The sequence below is a fragment of the Bradyrhizobium embrapense genome (assembly GCF_001189235.2).
GTDB classification, from domain to species: Bacteria; Pseudomonadota; Alphaproteobacteria; order Rhizobiales; family Xanthobacteraceae; genus Bradyrhizobium; species Bradyrhizobium embrapense.
Genome location: NZ_LFIP02000008.1, coordinates 153,242 through 170,490 on the forward strand (window position 1 = coordinate 153,242; position 17,249 = coordinate 170,490).

Genomic DNA, 17,249 nt, shown 5'->3' on the forward strand with positions numbered 1-17,249 from the left:
CTGCTAGGTCCGCCGAAGGCGGACGCGACAAGCGTGCTTCCCGCGATTTCAAGAATGCGCTGAGCAGAAATGAAAGGGGGCCCGCCGAGTGAGGCGGCTTCGCTTCGTTCCGTTGGTTTGGCTTTTTCCTCCCTGGACTTCGGCCGATCATCGCAAGGTGGTCGGCCGTTCCTTTTGTGGATGCCGCGGCAGGGTCGAGCCGAACACGTCGCAGCTGGTCTGCGACCACGTCATCCCGCATCGTGGCGACGAGCGCCTGTTCTAGGATGAAGGCCAACGCGGGCCTGAAGCAGCTGCTTGATGCCCCTGGCAGGGTTCGCAGAAAATTCGGAATAATAGAAGATATCGCTGAGTTGCCCGACGTGTCAAGTAGCTTGTCCTGGGGCCGGGGGCGGCCCCTGCTACTGTGCATGGGGTTGTTTTCGATATTTTGGTGGCGGTCATCCAGCGCGGACTTGTGTCCGCGACCTTCACCGACATCCGCCTTCGCCAACGCTACGGCGGACACGAGGGGAGAAGGGAAGTGCGTCGCTACCGCAACGCCGCCAGCAGCTCGTCGGGCTGCTCGACCATCATCATGTGGCCGGCGCCCGGCAGCACCACGATGCGCGCATTCGGTGTCGCGGCGGCGAGCGACTTGCCGGCCTTGGCGGGGGTCATCATGTCGCGCTCGCCGAGCACGAAGGTCGCGGGCACCTTGACCGCAGCGGCGGCGGTCAGCGCGTTCTGATAGGCGTTGCAGGCGTTGAGGTCGTTGTAGAGTACACCCGGTTTCGCCTCCTGCAGCACCCGCTGCGCGCCCTGGTGCATCCACAGGCCGGGCGCGAGGCTGCCGCCGAGCTCGGCCTTGAAGCCGAGGCCCCAGATCGAGACCATGTCGATCGCGGCGACGTCGTTGGCCTCGGCGGCCTTCAACAGATCGGGGCCGACCGTCATGGTCGCGGCGGTGCCGATCAGCGCGAGGCCGGAGACCCTGTCGGGATGCCGCGCCGAGGTCTCGATCGCGATCAGCGAGCCCATCGAATGGCCGATCAGTCGCGCCTTCGCTGCGCCGGCGGCGGCGATCAGCGCCGCGATCCAGTCGGCCATCTCGGCGATGGTCGCGAGCGGCTTGCCGACGGAGCGGCCGTGGCCAGGCAGATCCGGCGCCAGCACGGAATAGCCGTGATGCGCGAACCAGCGGCTGTGCAGCGCCCAGGTCGAGGAATCGAAGCCGGCGCCGTGGATCATCACCATCGCCGGCAGCGAGGGATCGAACGGCTTGCCGCCGGTCGCGATGAAGGTGTCTGACCCGTTGACGGAAAGCTGCATGGGCTCAAGTCCTTTGCGAGGCGCGCAGCGCCTGGCCGAGATCGTCGATGATATCCTGCGCGGTCTCGATGCCGACTGAGAGCCGCACCAGCTCCTCGCCGATGCCGGCGGCCTTGAGCTGATCGGCATCCATCTGCTGGTGCGTGGTGCTGGCGGGGTGGATCACCAGCGTCTTGGCGTCGCCGACATTGGCGAGATGGCTGATCAGCTTCAGCTGCTCGATGAACTTCTTGCCGGCGGCGCGGCCGCCCTTGATGCCGAAGCTGATGATCGAGCCGGCGCCGCGCGGCAGCAGCTTCTTGGCCAGCGCGTAGTCCGGATGGATCTCCAGCGACGGATGCAGCACCCAGTCGACTGCCTTGTTCGCGGCCAGCGCGTCGAGCACCGCATGGGTGTTGCTGATGTGGCGGTCCATGCGGACGCCGAGCGTCTCGATGCCTTGCAGCAGCTGGAAGGCATTGGTCGGCGACAGGCAGGCGCCGAAGTCGCGCAGGCCCTCGGTGCGGGCGCGCATGATGAAGGCGGCCTTGCCGAACTGCTCGTCGAAGACGATGCCGTGATAGCCGGCATAGGGCTCGGTGAGCTGCGGGAACTTGCCGGATGCGCGCCAGTCGAACCGGCCGCCGTCGACGACGACGCCGCCGATCGCGATGCCGTGACCGCCCATCCATTTGGTGGCCGAGTTCATCGTGATGTCGGCGCCGAGCTCGATCGGCTGGCTCAGATACGGCGTCGCGAAGGTATTGTCGATCAACAGCGGGATCTTCGCGTCGTGCGCGATTTGTGCTACCGCCGGGATGTCGAGCACCTCGAGGCCGGGATTGCCGATCGTCTCGCCGATCACGAGCCGCGTATTGGGCTTGATCGCGGCGCGAAACTCATCGAGCGCGCGCGGCTTCACGAATGTCGTGGTGATGCCGAAGCGCGGCAGCGTGTGCGCCAAGAGGTTGATGGTGCCGCCATAGAGCGAGGCGGAGGCGACGATGTGGTCGCCGGCATTGAGCAGCGTCGCGATGGCGAGATGCATCGCGGCCATGCCGCTCGCGGTGCAGATCGCGCCGACGCCGCATTCGAGCGCGGCGATCCGTTCCTCCAGAACCGCAGTCGTCGGATTGGAGATGCGCGTGTAGATGTGGCCGGCGCGTTCGAGGTTGAACAGCGCCGCGGCGTGGTCGGCGTCCTGGAACACGTAGGATGTGGTCTGATAGATCGGCACCGCGCGCGCGCCGGTTAAGGGATCGGGGCGCTGGCCGGCGTGCAGGCTCAGGGTTTCGAAGGCAGGCGGCTTGGGTGCGGGCATGCGAAGCTCGTCAGGTCAGTCGATCGGAGTGATCGGTGCGTTGGTTTAGACGTGAACTGCGGTGCGAACACGGCCGACATTGCCGAATACGCGCAGATAGCGCTCGACCTCGGACGGGATGCCGGTCGCCTTCTCCGGGTTGTCGGAGAGCTTGACGGCGGGGCGTCCGTCGACCGACGTCACCTTGCAGACGATCGAGATCGGATCGAGCTCGGCGGTGCCGTCAGGCGCGCAGCCGACGAAATCGTTGGTGAGGTTGGTGCCCCAGCCGAAGCTGACGCGCACGCGGCCCTTGAAGTGATGGAACGTCTCCTCGATCGAGCCGACATCCATCGCGTCGGAGAACACCAGCAGCTTCTCCTTCGGATCGCGGCCCTTCTGCTTCCACCACTTGATGATCTCTTCGCCGGCGGTGATCGGCGGCGCGCTGTCGGGACGAAAGCCGGTCCAGTCGGCGACCCAGTCCGGCGCATCGCGCAGGAACGGCTTGGTGCCGAACGCATCGGGCAGCGCGATCAGCAGGTTGCCGCCATAGGCGTGGCGCCATTGATCGAGGATGCGATAGGGCGCCCAGCGCAGCTCCTGGTCGTCGTTGGCGAGCGCTGCGGCAACCATCGGCAGCTCGTGCGCGTTGGTGCCGATCGCCTCGAGGTCGTTGTCCATCGCGAGCAGCACGTTCGACGTTCCGGTGAAGGACGGACCGAGGCCTTCCTTCACCGCCTCGACGCACCAGCGCTGCCACAGGAAGCCGTGGCGGCGGCGCGTGCCGAAATCGGACAGCCGCAGGCCGTCCAGCTTGCGCAGCCGCTCGACCTTGGCCCACAGCTTGGCCTTGGCGCGGGCGTAGAGCACGTCGAGCGCGAAACGGCCGTAGGTCTTGGTCGCCGCGCGCGAGCGCAGCTCGTTGAGGATCGCGAGCGCCGGGATTTCCCACATCGTGGTGTGGGTCCATGGCCCGTGGAAATGCAGCTCGTACTGGCCGTCGACCTTGTGCAGCTCGTATTCGGGCAGGCGGAAGGTCGAGAGCCAGTTGATGAAATCGGGCGAGAACATCTGGGTCTTGCCGTAGAACGTGTTGCCGGCGAGCCAGATCAGTTCCTTCTTGGAGAAGCGGATGGTGCGGGCGTGGTCGAGCTGGGCGCGCAGCTCGCCCTCGTCGATGACCTCGGCAAGCCGGATATGGGTCGACCGGTTGATCACCGAAAAGGTCGTGCGCGTGTCCGGATAGCTTTCCCGGATCATCTGCTGCATCAACAGCTTGTAGAAATCGGTGTCCAGCAGGCTGCGCACGATCGGGTCGAGCCGCCAGCCGTGGTTGTAGGTCCGGGTCGCGATGTCTGTCACGGTCATGCGGGAACCTTAGCCTGCCCCGCGCCGCCCGCCCAGTGGGTATCGGGCGGAACATGGCAGGTCAGCGCGCTATGGTCCGCCGTATACGGCCGACCGTGGCGGCGACATCGGTCCAGGCCGGCTTGCCCGGGGCAAATTGCTGCCGGAGGAAGGCGGCGAGCTCGGCGACCTGGCCGTCGCTCATGCTGTCCTTGAAGGCCGGCATGTAGCCGAGATCGGTCACCGCGGGCTTGGCGATGCCATGCAGGATCACCTGGATCAGATTATCGGGGGCGTCGCTGTGCAGATTGCTGTTCAGCGCCAGCGACGGCCGGCTGCCGAACAGCGGCGGGCCGCCGACCTCATGGCAGACCGCGCAGGCGCCTTGATAGATCCGTGCGCCCGCTGACGCCGCGGTGGTGACGGCTGTGCGTGTCTCGAGCTTTGCGGCCAACGCATCGTGGGCCGACCGATCGGCGGCCTCGTTGAACGAGGCGAGATAGACCGCCATCGCGCGGATGTCCTGGTCGGGCAGCGCGGCGAGTTCCTGCACGACCGGTGCCATTGGCCCAGCGGCGACACCGTGCAGGCGGGACTCGCCGGTGCGCAGATAGGTATAAAGCTCGTCCTCGCTCCAGCGGATCGGGGCCTTCGACAGCGATGTCAGCGCCGGCGCCTCCCAGGCCTCCGCGAAGCCGCCGGCGAGATAGGCGCTTTGCCGTTCGGCGCCGAGCGCATTGCGCGGCGAGTGGCAGGCGCCGCAATGGCCGAGCCCCTCGATCAGGTAGGCGCCGCGATTCCAGATATCGGACTTCGATGGATCGGGCTGGAACGTGCGCGGCTGATGGAACAGCGCATTCCACCCGGCGAGCAGCGGCCGCAGGTTGAACGGAAAGGCGAGCGCGTTCGGCGGCGTCTCGGCGCGCACCGGTTTTTGCGCCATCAGGTAGGCATAGAGCGCCTGCAAATCGGCATCACTGGTCCTGGCAAAATGCGTGTACGGAAACGCCGGATAGAGATGCCGCCCGTCGCGATGAATGCCCTCGCGCATCGCGCGCTCGAACGCGGGATAGGACCAGGCGCCGATGCCGGTGTCGATATCGGGCGTGATGTTAGTCGTATAGATTGTGCCGAACGGCGTATCGAGCGGCCGGCCGCCGGCGTTGGTGATGCCGTGCTCCGACGTGTGGCAGATCGCGCAGGCGCCGAGTGCGGCGAGCTCCTTGCCGCGCGCGATCGTTGCAGTTGAATAGACCGAGGCATCAGGCCGGGCGATCGGCGCAATCGCGCGCCACGGCAGCACCGATGCGCCGATCCCGATTGCCGCTGCGCAGAGCGCGGCAATGCCGGCGAGCACCCCTCCGCGTTTTGCAAACGGATTCTGCCATCTGTTGAGGTCGGCCGTCGGCGCAGGCGGCGGAAGAGGGGCGGGCGCTGCGGGTTGCTCGCCGCGCAGTCCCTTCAAGATGCGCTCCGGCGTGAACGGTGGCTCGCGGAAGCGGACGCCGGTCGCGTCATAGATCGCATTGGCGATCGCAGCCGCGCTCGGCACCGAGGCGGACTCGCCGACACCGAGCGGCGGCTGGTCCTGCCGCGGCAGCATCAGCACGTCGATCTTGGGCAGCTCGGGGAATTTGATGATGGGGTAGGCGCCCCATTCCCGCGCCGTCACCGCGCCGCGCTCGAACGAGACCTGCTCCATCAACGCGCGGCTGGTCGACTGGATCACGTTGCCTTCGATCTGGTGCCGCACGCCTTCCGGATTGATCATCAATCCGGAATCCTGGCCGGCAACGACGCGCGTCACGCTGACCTCGCCGGTCGCCTTGTTGACGGCGACGTCGGCGATCCAGGCCGACCACGCCGCGCCGTAGCCCGGAAATTTGCTGTGCACGTAGAGCGCATAGGCAAAGCCGCGGCCGCGCACGATGTCGCCCTCGGCCTCGGGCTCTTTCCATACCGGGCGCGGCGTCCAACCGGCGCGCTCGGCAACCGCGTTGACGAGATCGACCGCACGCTTGTCCTTCAGATAGCGCAGCCGGTATTCGATCGGATCGACCTTGGCCTCGGCGGCAAGCTCGTCGATATAGGATTCATGCGCGAACGTATTGGGCAGCGCCGAGACGCCGCGAAGCCAGGACGCACGCACGATCGGCGCCATGTCGTGGGCGGCGACGCGCATGTTCTCGTAATCATAGGGCGGGATCGCGGTGCGGTCGCCCATCTCGAACACTGCCGCTTCAGGCGCGATCCGCCCGGTGAGCAGCAGCGCCAGGGTCGGCGCACCGTTCGAGGGATAGCGCGTGGAGAAGTCGTAACCGGCGACGCTGCCGTCGGCGTTGAGCCCGCCATTGACGTCCATCAGCTGCGCGGTGCCCTTCGGCTCCCAGGCATGTTCCTGCTCGCGGGTGAGCTGGACGCGCACCGGACGGCCGACCGCGCGCGACAGCAATAGCGCATCGGCGGAGACGTCGTCGGCGCAGTTGCGGCCGTAGCAGCCGGCGGCCTCCATCCGGATCACGTCGATCTCGGATTCCGGCCGCTGGATCAAAAGTGCCAGATCGCCGCGCAGGATGTGCGGGTTCTGCGTGCCGGACCAGACCCGGATCGCGCCTTCGTTGTAGTCGGCGACCGCGCAGGACGGGCCGATCGAGCCGTGCATCTGGTAGGGCCAGACGTATGTCCGTTGCATCGGCTTGGCTGCCGCCTTGATCGCGGCATCGACGTCGCCCTTGTCGATCAATGTGCGCGGCGTCGAGGGATTGGCGCGCAGCGCTTGCTCGATGTCGGAAAGATCGGTCAAATCAGGTCCCGGTTTCCAGCTCACCTTGAGCTGCGCAGCGGCCTTGATCGCGTTCTCCTCGCGCTCGGCGACGACGCCGACGAAATCGCCGATCCGCACCACCGCGACGAGGCCGGGGATATCACGCACCGAGGCTTCATCGACCGCGATCAGGCTGGTGCCGACGAACGGGCCGGCGTCGACGCCGGCATAGGGCGGACGGACGACGCGGCCGTGCAGCATGCCGGGCACGCGCACGTCGTGCACATAGACCGGCTCGCCGGTGGCCTTCGCCGGCAGGTCGACGCGCGGCACCGATTTGCCGACCACGGAATACGCGCTCGCTTCCTTGACCGCGACGTCGTCGGCGAGCTCGAGCCGGATGGTCTCGTCCGCGATCAGCTCGCCGTAGCTGATGCTGCGATTGTCGTGACCGCGAATCAGGCCGTCCTCGATCATGAGCTCATCGACCGGCAGCTCCAGCCGCTCGGCCGCGCGCGCGAGTAAAAAATGCCGCGCTTGGGCTGCGGCTTTGCGTAAGGGAATGGCGGTGATCTGGATGGTCTCGCTCGCGATCGTCGCGCCCTGGTTCGGCACCACGCCAGTATCGCCGAGGATCACGACCACGCGGGCAAAGGAGACGTCGAGCTCTTCGGCAACGATCTGCCCGAGCGCGGTGCGGATGCCGGTGCCGAGATCGACATGGCCGTTATAGGCGTTGACCGAACCGTCTGATGTGATGGTGATGAAGGTCTCGAACGCGCCTTCCGCGCCCAGCACCGCCGGGCGAACGACCGACAGCGAGCCGCGCTTGCGTTGCTCGGGAGCCTTCGCCTCAACCATCAGTCGCGCGCCTCGAGCGCGTGGCCGGCGGCGCGCATCGCTGCGCGGATGATCTCGATATGCGCGCCGCAGCGGCAGAGATTGTAGCGCAGCGCTTCCAACACCTCGTGCTCGGACGGATTGGGATTGCGGGTCAACAGCGCCTTGGTGGTGATGATCATGCCGTTCAGACAATAGCCGCATTGCGCGGCCTGCTCGCGGATGAAGGCATCCTGCACGGGATCGGGATGCTCGCGGCTGCCGAGCCCTTCGAGCGTGACGATGCTGCGCCCTGCGCAGCCCTCGATCGGAATCACGCAGGCGCGCGCGGCGACGCCGTCGATCAGCACCGCGCAGGCGCCGCACTCGCCGAGCCCGCAACCATATTTCGGTCCGTTCAATGCGAGGTCGTTGCGCAGCACGTAAAGCAATGCGGTGTCGGGAGCGGCGTCGACATCATGATTCCTGCCGTTCACGGTCAGGCGCATTGCCCTGGTTCTCCCCTTGATGTTTGCGCTGCAATGTCAGCGTCAAATCCGCCAATGAGGATAACGTTTGTATACAAACGTGCAAGCGGCGGCATGCCGCGCTGCAGCGAGTGCACGCTTTATGAACAGGGTGCGCAAGCGAATGGCAGCTTTTGATCGCAAAGCCCGCTTGACAGGTTTGAGACCTGCGCGCAGGATCATTCGTATACGAACGATATAGGCAGGGAGGCGGAAGCGCAGTATGATCGACCGCCGCCACAAGTCCAGGCTTGGTCACGATGGCTGACACAATGACCGCCGCCGCCGGCGACAAGATCCGCTGCGATGCCTGTCCGGTGATGTGCTACATCAAGCCGGGCGCGGCCGGTGCGTGCGATCGTTATGCCAATCACGACGGAACGCTGGTGCGCGTCGACCCGCATGTGGTGCTGGAGCGCACGGTCTCGCATGGCGGCAAGCTGGTGCCGTTTCAGGTCAGCGGCGATTGGGACGGCAAGATCGTCCGCCAGCCCGAACTGTTCGTCACCGCGATCGGCGCCGGAACCACCTATCCCGACTACAAGCCGGCGCCCTTCATCGTGTCGTCGGAGGTCGACGGCGTCGACATGGTCACCGTGGTGACCGAGGGCATTTTCTCGTATTGCGGCGTCAAGGTGAAGATCGACACTGACCGCTATCTCGGGCCGGAGACCGCGACCGTGCGGGCGGACGGGGAGGCGGTCGGGCATGTCACGACCAGCGAATATGGCTCGCAGATGCTCTCGCTCGGCGGCGTGCATCATCTGACCGGCGGCTCCAAGAAGGAGGGCCGCGTCACCTGCGACACGCTGATGGATCTCTCGAACTGCAAGGCGGTGGAGTTGACCATCGACGGCGGCGCCACCGTCGTGGTGCAAGCCGGCAAGCCGCCGATCGTCAACGGCGTGGCGGAAGAGCGGATGCGGGTCGGCTGCGGCTCGGCGACCATCGGCATGTTCGCCAAGCAATGGCATGGCAAGGTCGATGAGGTCGTGGTGGTCGACGACCACATCACCGGCGTGCTCAGCGAGCACCAGGCCGGCAAGCTGCTCGATATCGCCGACACCGGCATCAAGATGAAGGGCCGCCGCTCGACGCCCGGCCGCTATTTCCAGGTCGCCGATCCCGGCACCGGATGGGGCGGCACCAACATCTCCGATCCGCTGTCGATCCTCGGTCCCTTCAATGCGAAGGAGGCGCGGCCGGGGCTCACCATGCTGATGGTGTCGACGACCGGCGAGCACGCGTCCTACTACGTGCTGGACGAGGCCTTGAGGCCGATCGAGACCGAGATGCCGCCAGACCTCAAATTCTCGGTCGAGCGCATCCAGGAGAATTGCGAGCCGGCGCTGTGCACCGTGCTGTTCATGGGCGGCGCGGGCGGATCGCTGCGGGCCGGCGTCACCGATAATCCGGTGCGGCTGACGCGCTCGGTGAAGGATGCGCTGACGCGGGTAACCAGCGGCGGCGCGCCGGTCTATGTCTGGCCCGGCGGCGGCATAACCTTCATGGTCGATGTCACGCAGATGCCGGCCGGGGCCTTCGGCTACGTGCCGACTCCGGCGCTGGTCGCGCCAATCGAGTTCACGATGCGGCTGTCGGATTACGCGGCGCTCGGCGGCCACATGGACTACGTCCGGCCGCTGTCGTCGCTGCGGGACAGCGCCGAAGTGCGGCCGATGCCGTATCTTCCCGGGCGGCGCGCATGAGACGGCTCCCGCAAATCGCGCTTCTTCCCGACGGCAAGCGGCTGCATTTGCAGGACGGTCCCATTGATCTCATCGTCGAAGCCAAGGGCAGGGACAAGGACGTCAGCGCCGCCTATCAGGCAGCGGCGGAGCGCTTCACCGGCTTGCTTGATGAGCTTTGCGCGGAACTCGCCGAGCTGCGCAGCGCGGCCGATCCGCAGCGCGGCGGGCTGAAAGGCGTGGTCGCGCGGCGCATGCATGCGGCGGTTGCGCCGTTTGCCGCCGACGGCTTCATCACGCCGATGGCGGCGGTCGCAGGCTCGGTCGCCGAGGAAATCCTCGGCGCGATGCTGCAGGCCGCGACGCTCGACCGCGCCTATGTCAACAATGGCGGCGACATTGCCTTGCATCTTGGCGATAGCGAGCAATTCACCGTCGGCTTGATGGACCGGCCCGACCACCGTGGCGTGATGCGCACCATGACCGTCGACAGCGACATGCCGGTCCGCGGCATCGCGACAAGCGGCCGTCACGGCCGCAGCTTCTCGCTCGGCATTGCCGATGCCGTCACCGCGCTGGCGCGGACGGCGTCAGCGGCCGATGCCGCGGCGACCGTGATCGCCAATGCGGTGGATCTGCCGGGTCATCCCGCGATCCTGCGCGTTCCCGCGAGGGAGTTGCAGCCGGACAGCGATCTCGGCGCACGGCTGGTGACGCGCGATGTCGGGCCGCTGTCGGACCACGAGATCGAGCAGGCGCTCGAGGCGGGAGCTGTGCGGGCGCGCGATCTCCTGACGTCGGGATTGATCGAGGGCGCGGCATTGCGTCTACTGGGCGAAACGCGCCTTGTCGGTGCAGCTGGGAACGGGACGCCGGCGCCGCACGCGTTTAAAAGAAGAGAGTCAGAAATCGTGCTGCAGGCATGACCGGGAGCGAGGCACAATGAGCGCCGTCATTCGCAAGATCGTCACCGTGGTCGAGGAGACCCATCTGGAGATGGGCAAGACCATCGACCCGCCGACCCGCCGCGCGGCCGCGATCGCCGTGATCGAAAATCCCTTTGCCGGCCGTTATGTCGAGGATCTGTCGCCGCTGATCGCGATCGGCGAGGAACTCGGCGAATTGCTTTCCAAGCGGGCGGTCGCCGCGCTCGGCATCGACGGCGCCAAGGCGCACAGCTACGGCAAGGCTGCTGCCGTCGGTGAAAATGGCGAGCTGGAGCATGCGGCAGCGATCTTGCATCCCAAGATGGGGGCGCCGGTGCGCAAGGTGCTCTCCAAGGGTGCGGCGCTGATCCCGTCGTCGAAGAAGCGCTCAGGTCCCGGCACCACGCTGGATATTCCGCTCGGGCACAAGGATGCGGCCTTCGTGCGCAGCCATTTCGATGGCATGGAGGTGCAGATCAACGACGCGCCGCGCGCCAACGAGATCATGGTCGCGGTTGCGGTGACCGATAGCGGGCGGCCGCTGCCGCGCGTCGGCGGGCTGACGGTCGACGAGGTCAAAGGCGAAGACGGATTGCGATAATCTCTTTGAAAGAAAAACTGGAGGACGGGATGCGTGGTTATTTCGTAGGGGCGGGATTGGCGATTGCGGTCGCGGCCATGGCAACGAGCGCCATGACGACGCAGGCCATGGCGCAGAGCGAAATCAAGATCGGCGAGATCAACTCTTACTCCTTGCTACCGGCGTTCACCGAGCCCTACCGCAAGGGCTGGCAACTCGCAGTGGAGGAGATCAATGCGGCCGGCGGCATCGGCGGCAAGAAGCTCGTCGTCATTTCCAAGGATGACGGCGGCAAGCCGGCCGATGCGCAAACCGCGGCCAACGAGCTGGTGTCGAGCGAGAACGTCGCGATGCTCACCGGCACGTTCCTCTCCAATATCGGCCTTGCTGTCTCTGACTTCGCCAACCAGAAGAAGGTATTCTTCCTGGCCGCGGAGCCGCTGACCGACGCCATCACCTGGTCGAAGGGCAACCGCTACACGTTCCGCCTGCGGCCGTCGAACTACATGCAGGCCGCGATGCTGGTGGAGGAGGCCGCGAAGCTGCCAGCAAAACGCTGGGCGACAATCGCGCCGAACTACGAATACGGCCAGTCGGCGGTCGCGGTGTTCAAGAAGCTGATGTCGGAGAAGCGGCCCGACATCCAGTGGGTCGACGAGCAGTGGCCGCCGCAGGGCAAGATCGACGCCGGCCCAGTGGTGCAGGCGACTGCCGCCGCGAACCCCGAGGCGATCCTCAACGTCACCTTCGGCGCCGACCTCGTCAAGCTCGTGCGCGAAGGCAACACCCGCGGCCTGTTCAAGGGCCGCACCGTGGTCAGCTTTCTGACCGGCGAGCCGGAATATCTCGATCCGCTGAAGGACGAGACGCCGGAGGGCTGGATCGTCAGCGGCTATCCCTGGTACTCGATCAAGACGCCCGAGCATGACGCATTCCTGAAGGCCTATCAGGCCAAGTACAACGACTATCCGCGGCTCGGCTCGATCGTCGGCTACCAGACCATCAAGGCGGCGGCCGCAATCCTCGCCAAGGCCGGTTCGAGCGATCCGGAGAAGCTGATCGCGGCGGCGGAAGGCATCTCGATGTCCTCGCCGTTCGGCGAGATCACCTTCCGCAAGATCGACCACCAGTCGACGCTCGGGGCCTTCACCGGCAAGACCGCGCTGAAGGATGGCAAGGGCATCATGGTCGATACGGCCTATCGCAAGGGTTCGGACTATCTGCCCAGCGATGCCGAAATCGAGAAGCTGCGGCCGAAGGATTGAGGCTGCGAATAGAGCGGAGCCTCGTGGTTCGAGACGCGCGGCGTTGCCGCGCTCCTCACCATGAGGGTCTTGCCCCTCATCCTGAGGAGGCGCGAAGCGCCGTCTCAAAGGATGAGGCCCCGATGCAAGTTCACGTCAAAGCGGACCGCCCATGGCCTTCTACGTCGTCCAGTTCCTGACCGGTCTTGCCAGCGCGGCGTCGCTGTTCCTGGTCGCTTCGGGCCTGTCGATCATCTTCGGCGTGACGCGGATCGTGAATTTCGCGCATGGCGCGTTCTACATGCTCGGTGCCTATGTCGCCTTCACGCTGACCGAGCGCTTCTCGGGCGCGTTCGGCTTCTGGGGCGGCATCGTCGTCGCGGCGCTGGCGGTTGCCGCGATCGGCGTGCTGGTCGAGATGGTGTTGCTGCGCAGGATTTACCATTCGCCCGAGTTGTTCCAACTGCTCGCCACGTTCGGCCTCACGCTGATGGTCGAGGACCTCGTGGTGCTGATCTGGGGGCCGGACGATCTGGTCGGCCGCCGCGCGCCAGGCTTCAAGGGTGCGATCGATTTCTTCGGCCAGAATATCCCAAGCTACGATCTGTTCCTGATCGTGCTCGGGCCCGTCGTACTCGGGGTGCTCTGGCTGTTGTTCCAGCGCACCCGCTGGGGTGTGCTGGTGCGCGCGGCGACGCAGGACCGCGACATGGTTGCCGCACTCGGAGTCAATCAGAAATGGCTGTTCACCAGCGTGTTCGCGCTCGGCGTCTTCCTCGCAGCGCTCGGCGGCGCGCTGCAGATTCCGCGCGATGCGGTCAATCACGCGATGGATTTGCGCGTCATCGTCGAGGTCTTCGTCGTCGTCGTGATCGGCGGCCTCGGCAGCATCATCGGTGCCTTCGTCGCGGCGGTACTGGTGTCGGAGCTCAATGCCTTCGGCATCCTGATCTTCCCGAAGATCTCCATCATCCTGGTGTTCCTGGTGATGGCGGTGGTGCTGATCGTCCGTCCGTGGGGGCTGTTCGGCAAGCCGGAAGCGCCGGTGCGGCGCACGCCTGGCCTGACCGTCAATCCGTGGCGGCCGCTGACAGCGAACGAACGGCTGGCCGCCATCGCGGTGCTCGTCGTCGCTGCCGCGCTGCCGTTCGTCGCCGGCAACTATGTGCTCACGGTCGGCTCGGAGATCGCGATCTTCGTGATCTTCGCGGTCAGCCTGCACTTTCTGATGTCGGTCGGCGGGCTCGCCTCGTTCGGCCACGCCGCTTATTTCGGCCTCGGCGCGTATGGCGTGGCGCTGCTCGCCAAGATGGCGGGCTTGCCGATGATCGCCTGCCTGCTGCTCGGCCCGCTGCTCGGGCTGCTGGGCGCTGCCGTGTTCGGCTTCTTCGCGGTGCAGCTCTCGGGCGTCTATTTCGCGATGCTGACCCTGGCGTTTGCCCAGATCGTCTGGTCGATCGCGTTCCAGTGGGTGTCGGTCACCGGCGGCGACAATGGCATTCTCGGGGTCTGGCCGGAGAAATGGGCGGCGAGCCCGTCGCATTTCTACTGGCTGTCGCTCGGCATTGCCGCGCTCGCGGTCGTGATCCTCCGCATCATCGTGTTCTCGCCGTTCGGCTTTGCGCTGCGCGCCACGCGCGACTCGCCGCTGCGCAGTGAAGCCGTCGGCATCAACGGCAAGCGGATCCAGTGGACCGCGTTCGTGATCGCGGGCACCGTTGCCGGTCTCGCCGGCGCGCTGTTCGCCTACCTCAAGGGCAGCGTGTTCCCCGACAATATGGGCATCTCGCTGTCGGTCGATGCGCTGGTCATGGTGCTGCTCGGCGGCGTCGAGACGGTGTCGGGCGCGGTGGTCGGCGCGATCGTCTACAAGGCACTCAACATCTGGCTGGTCAGCCAGACCGATTGGTCGAAACTCGTGCTCGGCGCCTTCGTGGTGCTGATCGTGGTCGCCTTCCCGAAGGGCATCGTCGGCACGCTGGAAGCGTTCCTGCATCGCCGCCGCAAGTCTTCATCGTCGGCATCGCCCGTGCTGACCTCCCGCATCGAGACTGCCGAATGAGCATGGCCCCCACATTGCTGTCGGTCGAGGACTTGACCAAATCGTATGGTGGCGTGCATGCCGTGCGCGGCGTCTCGTTCGAGCTGCGCGCCGGCGAGATCCTCGCTTTGATCGGACCAAACGGCGCGGGCAAGAGCACCTGCTTCAACGTGCTCAACGGCCAGATCATTCCGGACTCCGGTCGCGTCAAGCTGCTCGGCGAGGACACCACCGGCAAGAAGCCGCGCGTGATCTGGCGGATGGGCGTCGGCCGCACCTTCCAGATCGCGGCGACATTCCCGACCATGACAGTGCGCGAGAACGTGCAGGTCGCGCTGGTGTCGCATGGCGGGCAATTGTTCAACCTGTGGGCCTCGACCGCGCGGCACGCGCGCGAGGAGGCCGGGCGGCTGCTCGACCTGGTCGGCATGGGCGCCTATGCGGAGCGGCCTTGCGGCGAGCTCGCCTATGGCGACGTCAAGCGGCTCGAGCTTGCGATCGCGCTCGCCAACCAGCCGAAGCTGCTCTTGATGGACGAGCCGACCGCCGGCATGGCGCCGCGCGAGCGCGTCGAGCTGATGCGCCTGACGGCGCGGATCGCGCGCGAGCAGTCGATCGGCGTGCTGTTCACCGAACACGACATGGACGTGGTGTTCGAGCATGCCGACCGCATCCTGGTCCTGAACCGCGGCACCTTGATCGCCGAAGGCTCGCCCGAGGAGGTCCGCGGCAACGCCCAGGTGCGCGCGATCTATCTCGGTGAGGGCCTGGTCTATGATGCGCGGCACCGCGAGGGAGCATCCGCATGAAGCTCACGGTGAAGGACCTCAACAGCTTCTACGGCCCGGCGCACATCCTGTTCGACATTGCGCTCGAGGTCGGCGAGGGCGAGGTGGTCGCGCTGCTCGGCCGCAACGGCGCCGGCAAGTCGACCACGTTTCGCTCCATCGTCGGCCTGGTCGAGAACCGCTCGGGCCGCGTCATGTTCGAGGGGAGGGACGTCTCTGATCTGCCGACGCATGCGATCGTGCGTGGCGGGCTCGGCTATGTGCCGGAGGAGCGGCGCATCTTCACGGATTTGACCGTCGAGGAGAATCTCGAAGTCGGCCGCCAGCCCAAGCGGCCTGGCGCGCCACAATGGGATCGCGACAAGCTGTTCAAGCTGTTTCCAAATCTTGGCGAGATGCGCGGCAGGCCCGGCGGGCGCATGAGCGGCGGCGAGCAGCAGATGCTGACGATCGCACGCACGCTGATGGGCAACCCGTCGCTGGTGCTGCTCGACGAGCCGTCCGAAGGGCTGTCGCCGAAGATCGTGGAGCAGATGGTCGATGCGATCCTGGCGATGAAGAAAGAGGGTGTCAGCATCGTCGTCTCGGAGCAGAACCTGCATTTCGCCCGGCTGATCTCGGATCGCGCCTATATCATCGAGCGCGGCCGGATCTGCTTTGGCGGCACCATGGCGGAACTCGATGCGCGTCCGGATGTCCGCGACGCACATCTGTCGCTGTAACGGCGAGGTGGGACGATGGCGAGGAGTGCGGCACAGAAGCGAAGCGTCAAGGCGGCCAAGTCGGGATACGTTCTCGACGAGCAGATCGGCTTCATCCTGCGCCAGGTGTCGCAGCGCCACGCCGTGATCTTCGCCCGCGAGATCGGCATCAACCTGACGCCGACGCAGTGGGCGGCGCTGTCGAAGCTGTCGGAGGTCGGGGCATGCTCGCAGAACCAGCTCGGGCGGCTGACCTCGATGGACGTTGCGACCATCAAGGGCGTGATCGACCGCCTGACCGCACGCGGCCTGACCGAGACCTCGCCCGATCCCGACGACGGCCGCCGCCTTCTGGTGAGCCTGACGCGCGCCGGCCAGCAGATGGCCGACAAGGCAGCTCCGAATGCGCTGGTGATCTCCCGGGAGACATTGGCGCCGCTCGACGCCAAGGAGCGCGAGACGCTGATGGCGCTGCTCGGCAAGCTGCGGTGATCGGCAGGCGCAGGAGATGGGTAGAGCGCAGCGAGACTCGTCGGCTTCGTTTCGCTGAGCTCTACCCACCCTTCGATTCCAGGCCAAGCACCAGCGCGACGGCGCCGACCAGCACCAGGCTGAGGGCCCACACCGTGTCCAGGTTGAACCAGCTCCGGGCCACGAATTTGAGACCGAGATAGCGGTAGACCAGCCACGCCAGACATCCGCCGGCCGCGATCATCGCGCTGGCATGGACGATGGCGACCAGCACGGCCATGGTGAGGCTGGTGTCGATCAGGGCGCCGGCGGCTGCGTGGCCGTGGTCCGGCTCGGCCGCGCGGCATAGTCCGAGATAGACCGGCACCAGCATCAGCGCCGCGCCGTGGGCGATCGCCACCGCGAACGACCAGAAAGCGAGCTGCGTCGGCGGTATGCGCGCCAGCGACCGCGGATGGCGCCGCTCGATCAGCCGATAGATGCCGAAAGCGATCACAGTCGCGCTGGCGCCGATCCGGATCGTGCGCTGCCATTCGACGAGGGTGATCAGCAGCGCGAAGGGGAGGATCACGAGCAGCATCGCCAGCAGGTGACCGATTGCGAGCGGGCCAAGCGCGGCGAGCAGCGCGCGCGAACTCCTCTGCATCAATCCGGCCGAAACCGCGAGCGGCCAGCCCATGCTCGGGTTGATCCCGTGGTAGACGCCGCTCGCAATCACCGCCAGCCACAGCCAGACCGGTGTCCAGTCGGCCGCACTCAC

14 protein-coding genes are annotated in these 17,249 nt (G+C 66.3%); 8 read left to right on the forward strand and 6 right to left on the reverse strand.

What is annotated here, in order from left to right; genetic code table 11:
- Positions 1-531 precede the first annotated feature (531 nt).
- From AKN83_RS29230 to AKN83_RS29250, 5 genes are all read right to left on the reverse strand, one after another.
- Positions 532-1,311 carry an alpha/beta fold hydrolase gene (locus tag AKN83_RS29230; RefSeq protein ID WP_050405888.1) on the reverse strand — a complete coding sequence of 260 codons (780 nt, stop codon included), beginning with the start codon at positions 1,309-1,311 and terminating at the stop codon, positions 532-534.
- Between the two features lie 4 nt (positions 1,312-1,315).
- On the reverse strand, positions 1,316-2,611 hold the full coding sequence (locus AKN83_RS29235; protein ID WP_050405889.1) for an O-acetylhomoserine aminocarboxypropyltransferase: 1,296 nt from the start codon (positions 2,609-2,611) through the stop codon (positions 1,316-1,318).
- A gap of 45 nt (positions 2,612-2,656) precedes the next feature.
- Positions 2,657-3,961, reverse strand: coding sequence for a nicotinate phosphoribosyltransferase (pncB, locus tag AKN83_RS29240; RefSeq protein WP_050405890.1), 1,305 nt, complete (start codon positions 3,959-3,961; stop codon positions 2,657-2,659).
- A 61-nt stretch (positions 3,962-4,022) separates the two neighbouring features.
- Complete coding sequence (locus AKN83_RS29245; protein ID WP_050405891.1) at positions 4,023-7,565, reverse strand: molybdopterin cofactor-binding domain-containing protein; 3,543 nt, start codon at positions 7,563-7,565, stop codon at positions 4,023-4,025.
- Positions 7,565-8,032 carry a (2Fe-2S)-binding protein gene (locus tag AKN83_RS29250; RefSeq protein ID WP_050405892.1) on the reverse strand — a complete coding sequence of 156 codons (468 nt, stop codon included), beginning with the start codon at positions 8,030-8,032 and terminating at the stop codon, positions 7,565-7,567. The genes AKN83_RS29245 and AKN83_RS29250 overlap by 1 nt, the downstream gene beginning before the upstream one ends.
- 278 nt (positions 8,033-8,310) lie before the next feature.
- Here AKN83_RS29250 and AKN83_RS29255 point away from each other — a divergent pair, with 278 nt between their 5' ends.
- The 8 genes from AKN83_RS29255 (at position 8,311) to AKN83_RS29290 (ending at position 16,510) form a co-directional block, all read left to right on the forward strand.
- Positions 8,311-9,759, forward strand: coding sequence for a hypothetical protein (locus AKN83_RS29255; RefSeq protein ID WP_050405893.1), 1,449 nt, complete (start codon positions 8,311-8,313; stop codon positions 9,757-9,759).
- Complete coding sequence (locus AKN83_RS29260; protein WP_050405894.1) at positions 9,756-10,664, forward strand: UPF0280 family protein; 909 nt, start codon at positions 9,756-9,758, stop codon at positions 10,662-10,664. Before AKN83_RS29255 ends, AKN83_RS29260 begins: the two co-directional genes overlap by 4 nt.
- Before the next feature lie 16 nt (positions 10,665-10,680).
- Positions 10,681-11,265: an amino acid synthesis family protein gene (locus AKN83_RS29265; protein ID WP_050405895.1), complete on the forward strand. Its 585-nt coding sequence runs from the start codon at positions 10,681-10,683 to the stop codon at positions 11,263-11,265.
- 29 nt (positions 11,266-11,294) lie between these two features.
- Positions 11,295-12,509: an ABC transporter substrate-binding protein gene (locus AKN83_RS29270; RefSeq protein WP_050405896.1), complete on the forward strand. Its 1,215-nt coding sequence runs from the start codon at positions 11,295-11,297 to the stop codon at positions 12,507-12,509.
- Positions 12,510-12,660: 151 nt separating this feature from the next.
- Entirely contained in the window at positions 12,661-14,550 is a 1,890-nt protein-coding gene (locus AKN83_RS29275; RefSeq protein ID WP_050405897.1) for an ABC transporter permease, read from the forward strand.
- Positions 14,547-15,338 (forward strand): ABC transporter ATP-binding protein, encoded by a 792-nt coding sequence (locus AKN83_RS29280; RefSeq protein WP_050405898.1) that lies wholly within the window; start codon positions 14,547-14,549, stop codon positions 15,336-15,338. Before AKN83_RS29275 ends, AKN83_RS29280 begins: the two co-directional genes overlap by 4 nt.
- Positions 15,335-16,039 carry an ABC transporter ATP-binding protein gene (locus AKN83_RS29285; RefSeq protein WP_050405899.1) on the forward strand — a complete coding sequence of 235 codons (705 nt, stop codon included), beginning with the start codon at positions 15,335-15,337 and terminating at the stop codon, positions 16,037-16,039. Before AKN83_RS29280 ends, AKN83_RS29285 begins: the two co-directional genes overlap by 4 nt.
- Positions 16,040-16,054: 15 nt before the next feature.
- On the forward strand, positions 16,055-16,510 hold the full coding sequence (locus tag AKN83_RS29290; protein WP_050405900.1) for a MarR family winged helix-turn-helix transcriptional regulator: 456 nt from the start codon (positions 16,055-16,057) through the stop codon (positions 16,508-16,510).
- 61 nt (positions 16,511-16,571) lie between these two features.
- On the opposite strand, the gene AKN83_RS29295 is transcribed toward AKN83_RS29290, so the two are convergent.
- Complete coding sequence (locus AKN83_RS29295; protein WP_050405901.1) at positions 16,572-17,249, reverse strand: hypothetical protein; 678 nt, start codon at positions 17,247-17,249, stop codon at positions 16,572-16,574.

Excerpts from the sequence above, each read along its gene's own strand:
- AKN83_RS29230 (WP_050405888.1), bottom strand. The coding sequence starts at position 1,311 with ATGCAGCTTTCCGTCAACGGGTCAGACACCTTCATCGCGACCGGCGGC.
- AKN83_RS29235 (WP_050405889.1), bottom strand. The coding sequence starts at position 2,611 with ATGCCCGCACCCAAGCCGCCTGCCTTCGAAACCCTGAGCCTGCACGCC.
- pncB (WP_050405890.1), bottom strand. The coding sequence starts at position 3,961 with ATGACCGTGACAGACATCGCGACCCGGACCTACAACCACGGCTGGCGG.
- AKN83_RS29245 (WP_050405891.1), bottom strand. The coding sequence starts at position 7,565 with ATGGTTGAGGCGAAGGCTCCCGAGCAACGCAAGCGCGGCTCGCTGTCG.
- AKN83_RS29250 (WP_050405892.1), bottom strand. The coding sequence starts at position 8,032 with ATGCGCCTGACCGTGAACGGCAGGAATCATGATGTCGACGCCGCTCCC.
- AKN83_RS29255 (WP_050405893.1), top strand. The coding sequence starts at position 8,311 with ATGGCTGACACAATGACCGCCGCCGCCGGCGACAAGATCCGCTGCGAT.
- AKN83_RS29260 (WP_050405894.1), top strand. The coding sequence starts at position 9,756 with ATGAGACGGCTCCCGCAAATCGCGCTTCTTCCCGACGGCAAGCGGCTG.
- AKN83_RS29265 (WP_050405895.1), top strand. The coding sequence starts at position 10,681 with ATGAGCGCCGTCATTCGCAAGATCGTCACCGTGGTCGAGGAGACCCAT.
- AKN83_RS29270 (WP_050405896.1), top strand. The coding sequence starts at position 11,295 with ATGCGTGGTTATTTCGTAGGGGCGGGATTGGCGATTGCGGTCGCGGCC.
- AKN83_RS29275 (WP_050405897.1), top strand. The coding sequence starts at position 12,661 with ATGGCCTTCTACGTCGTCCAGTTCCTGACCGGTCTTGCCAGCGCGGCG.
- AKN83_RS29280 (WP_050405898.1), top strand. The coding sequence starts at position 14,547 with ATGAGCATGGCCCCCACATTGCTGTCGGTCGAGGACTTGACCAAATCG.
- AKN83_RS29285 (WP_050405899.1), top strand. The coding sequence starts at position 15,335 with ATGAAGCTCACGGTGAAGGACCTCAACAGCTTCTACGGCCCGGCGCAC.
- AKN83_RS29290 (WP_050405900.1), top strand. The coding sequence starts at position 16,055 with ATGGCGAGGAGTGCGGCACAGAAGCGAAGCGTCAAGGCGGCCAAGTCG.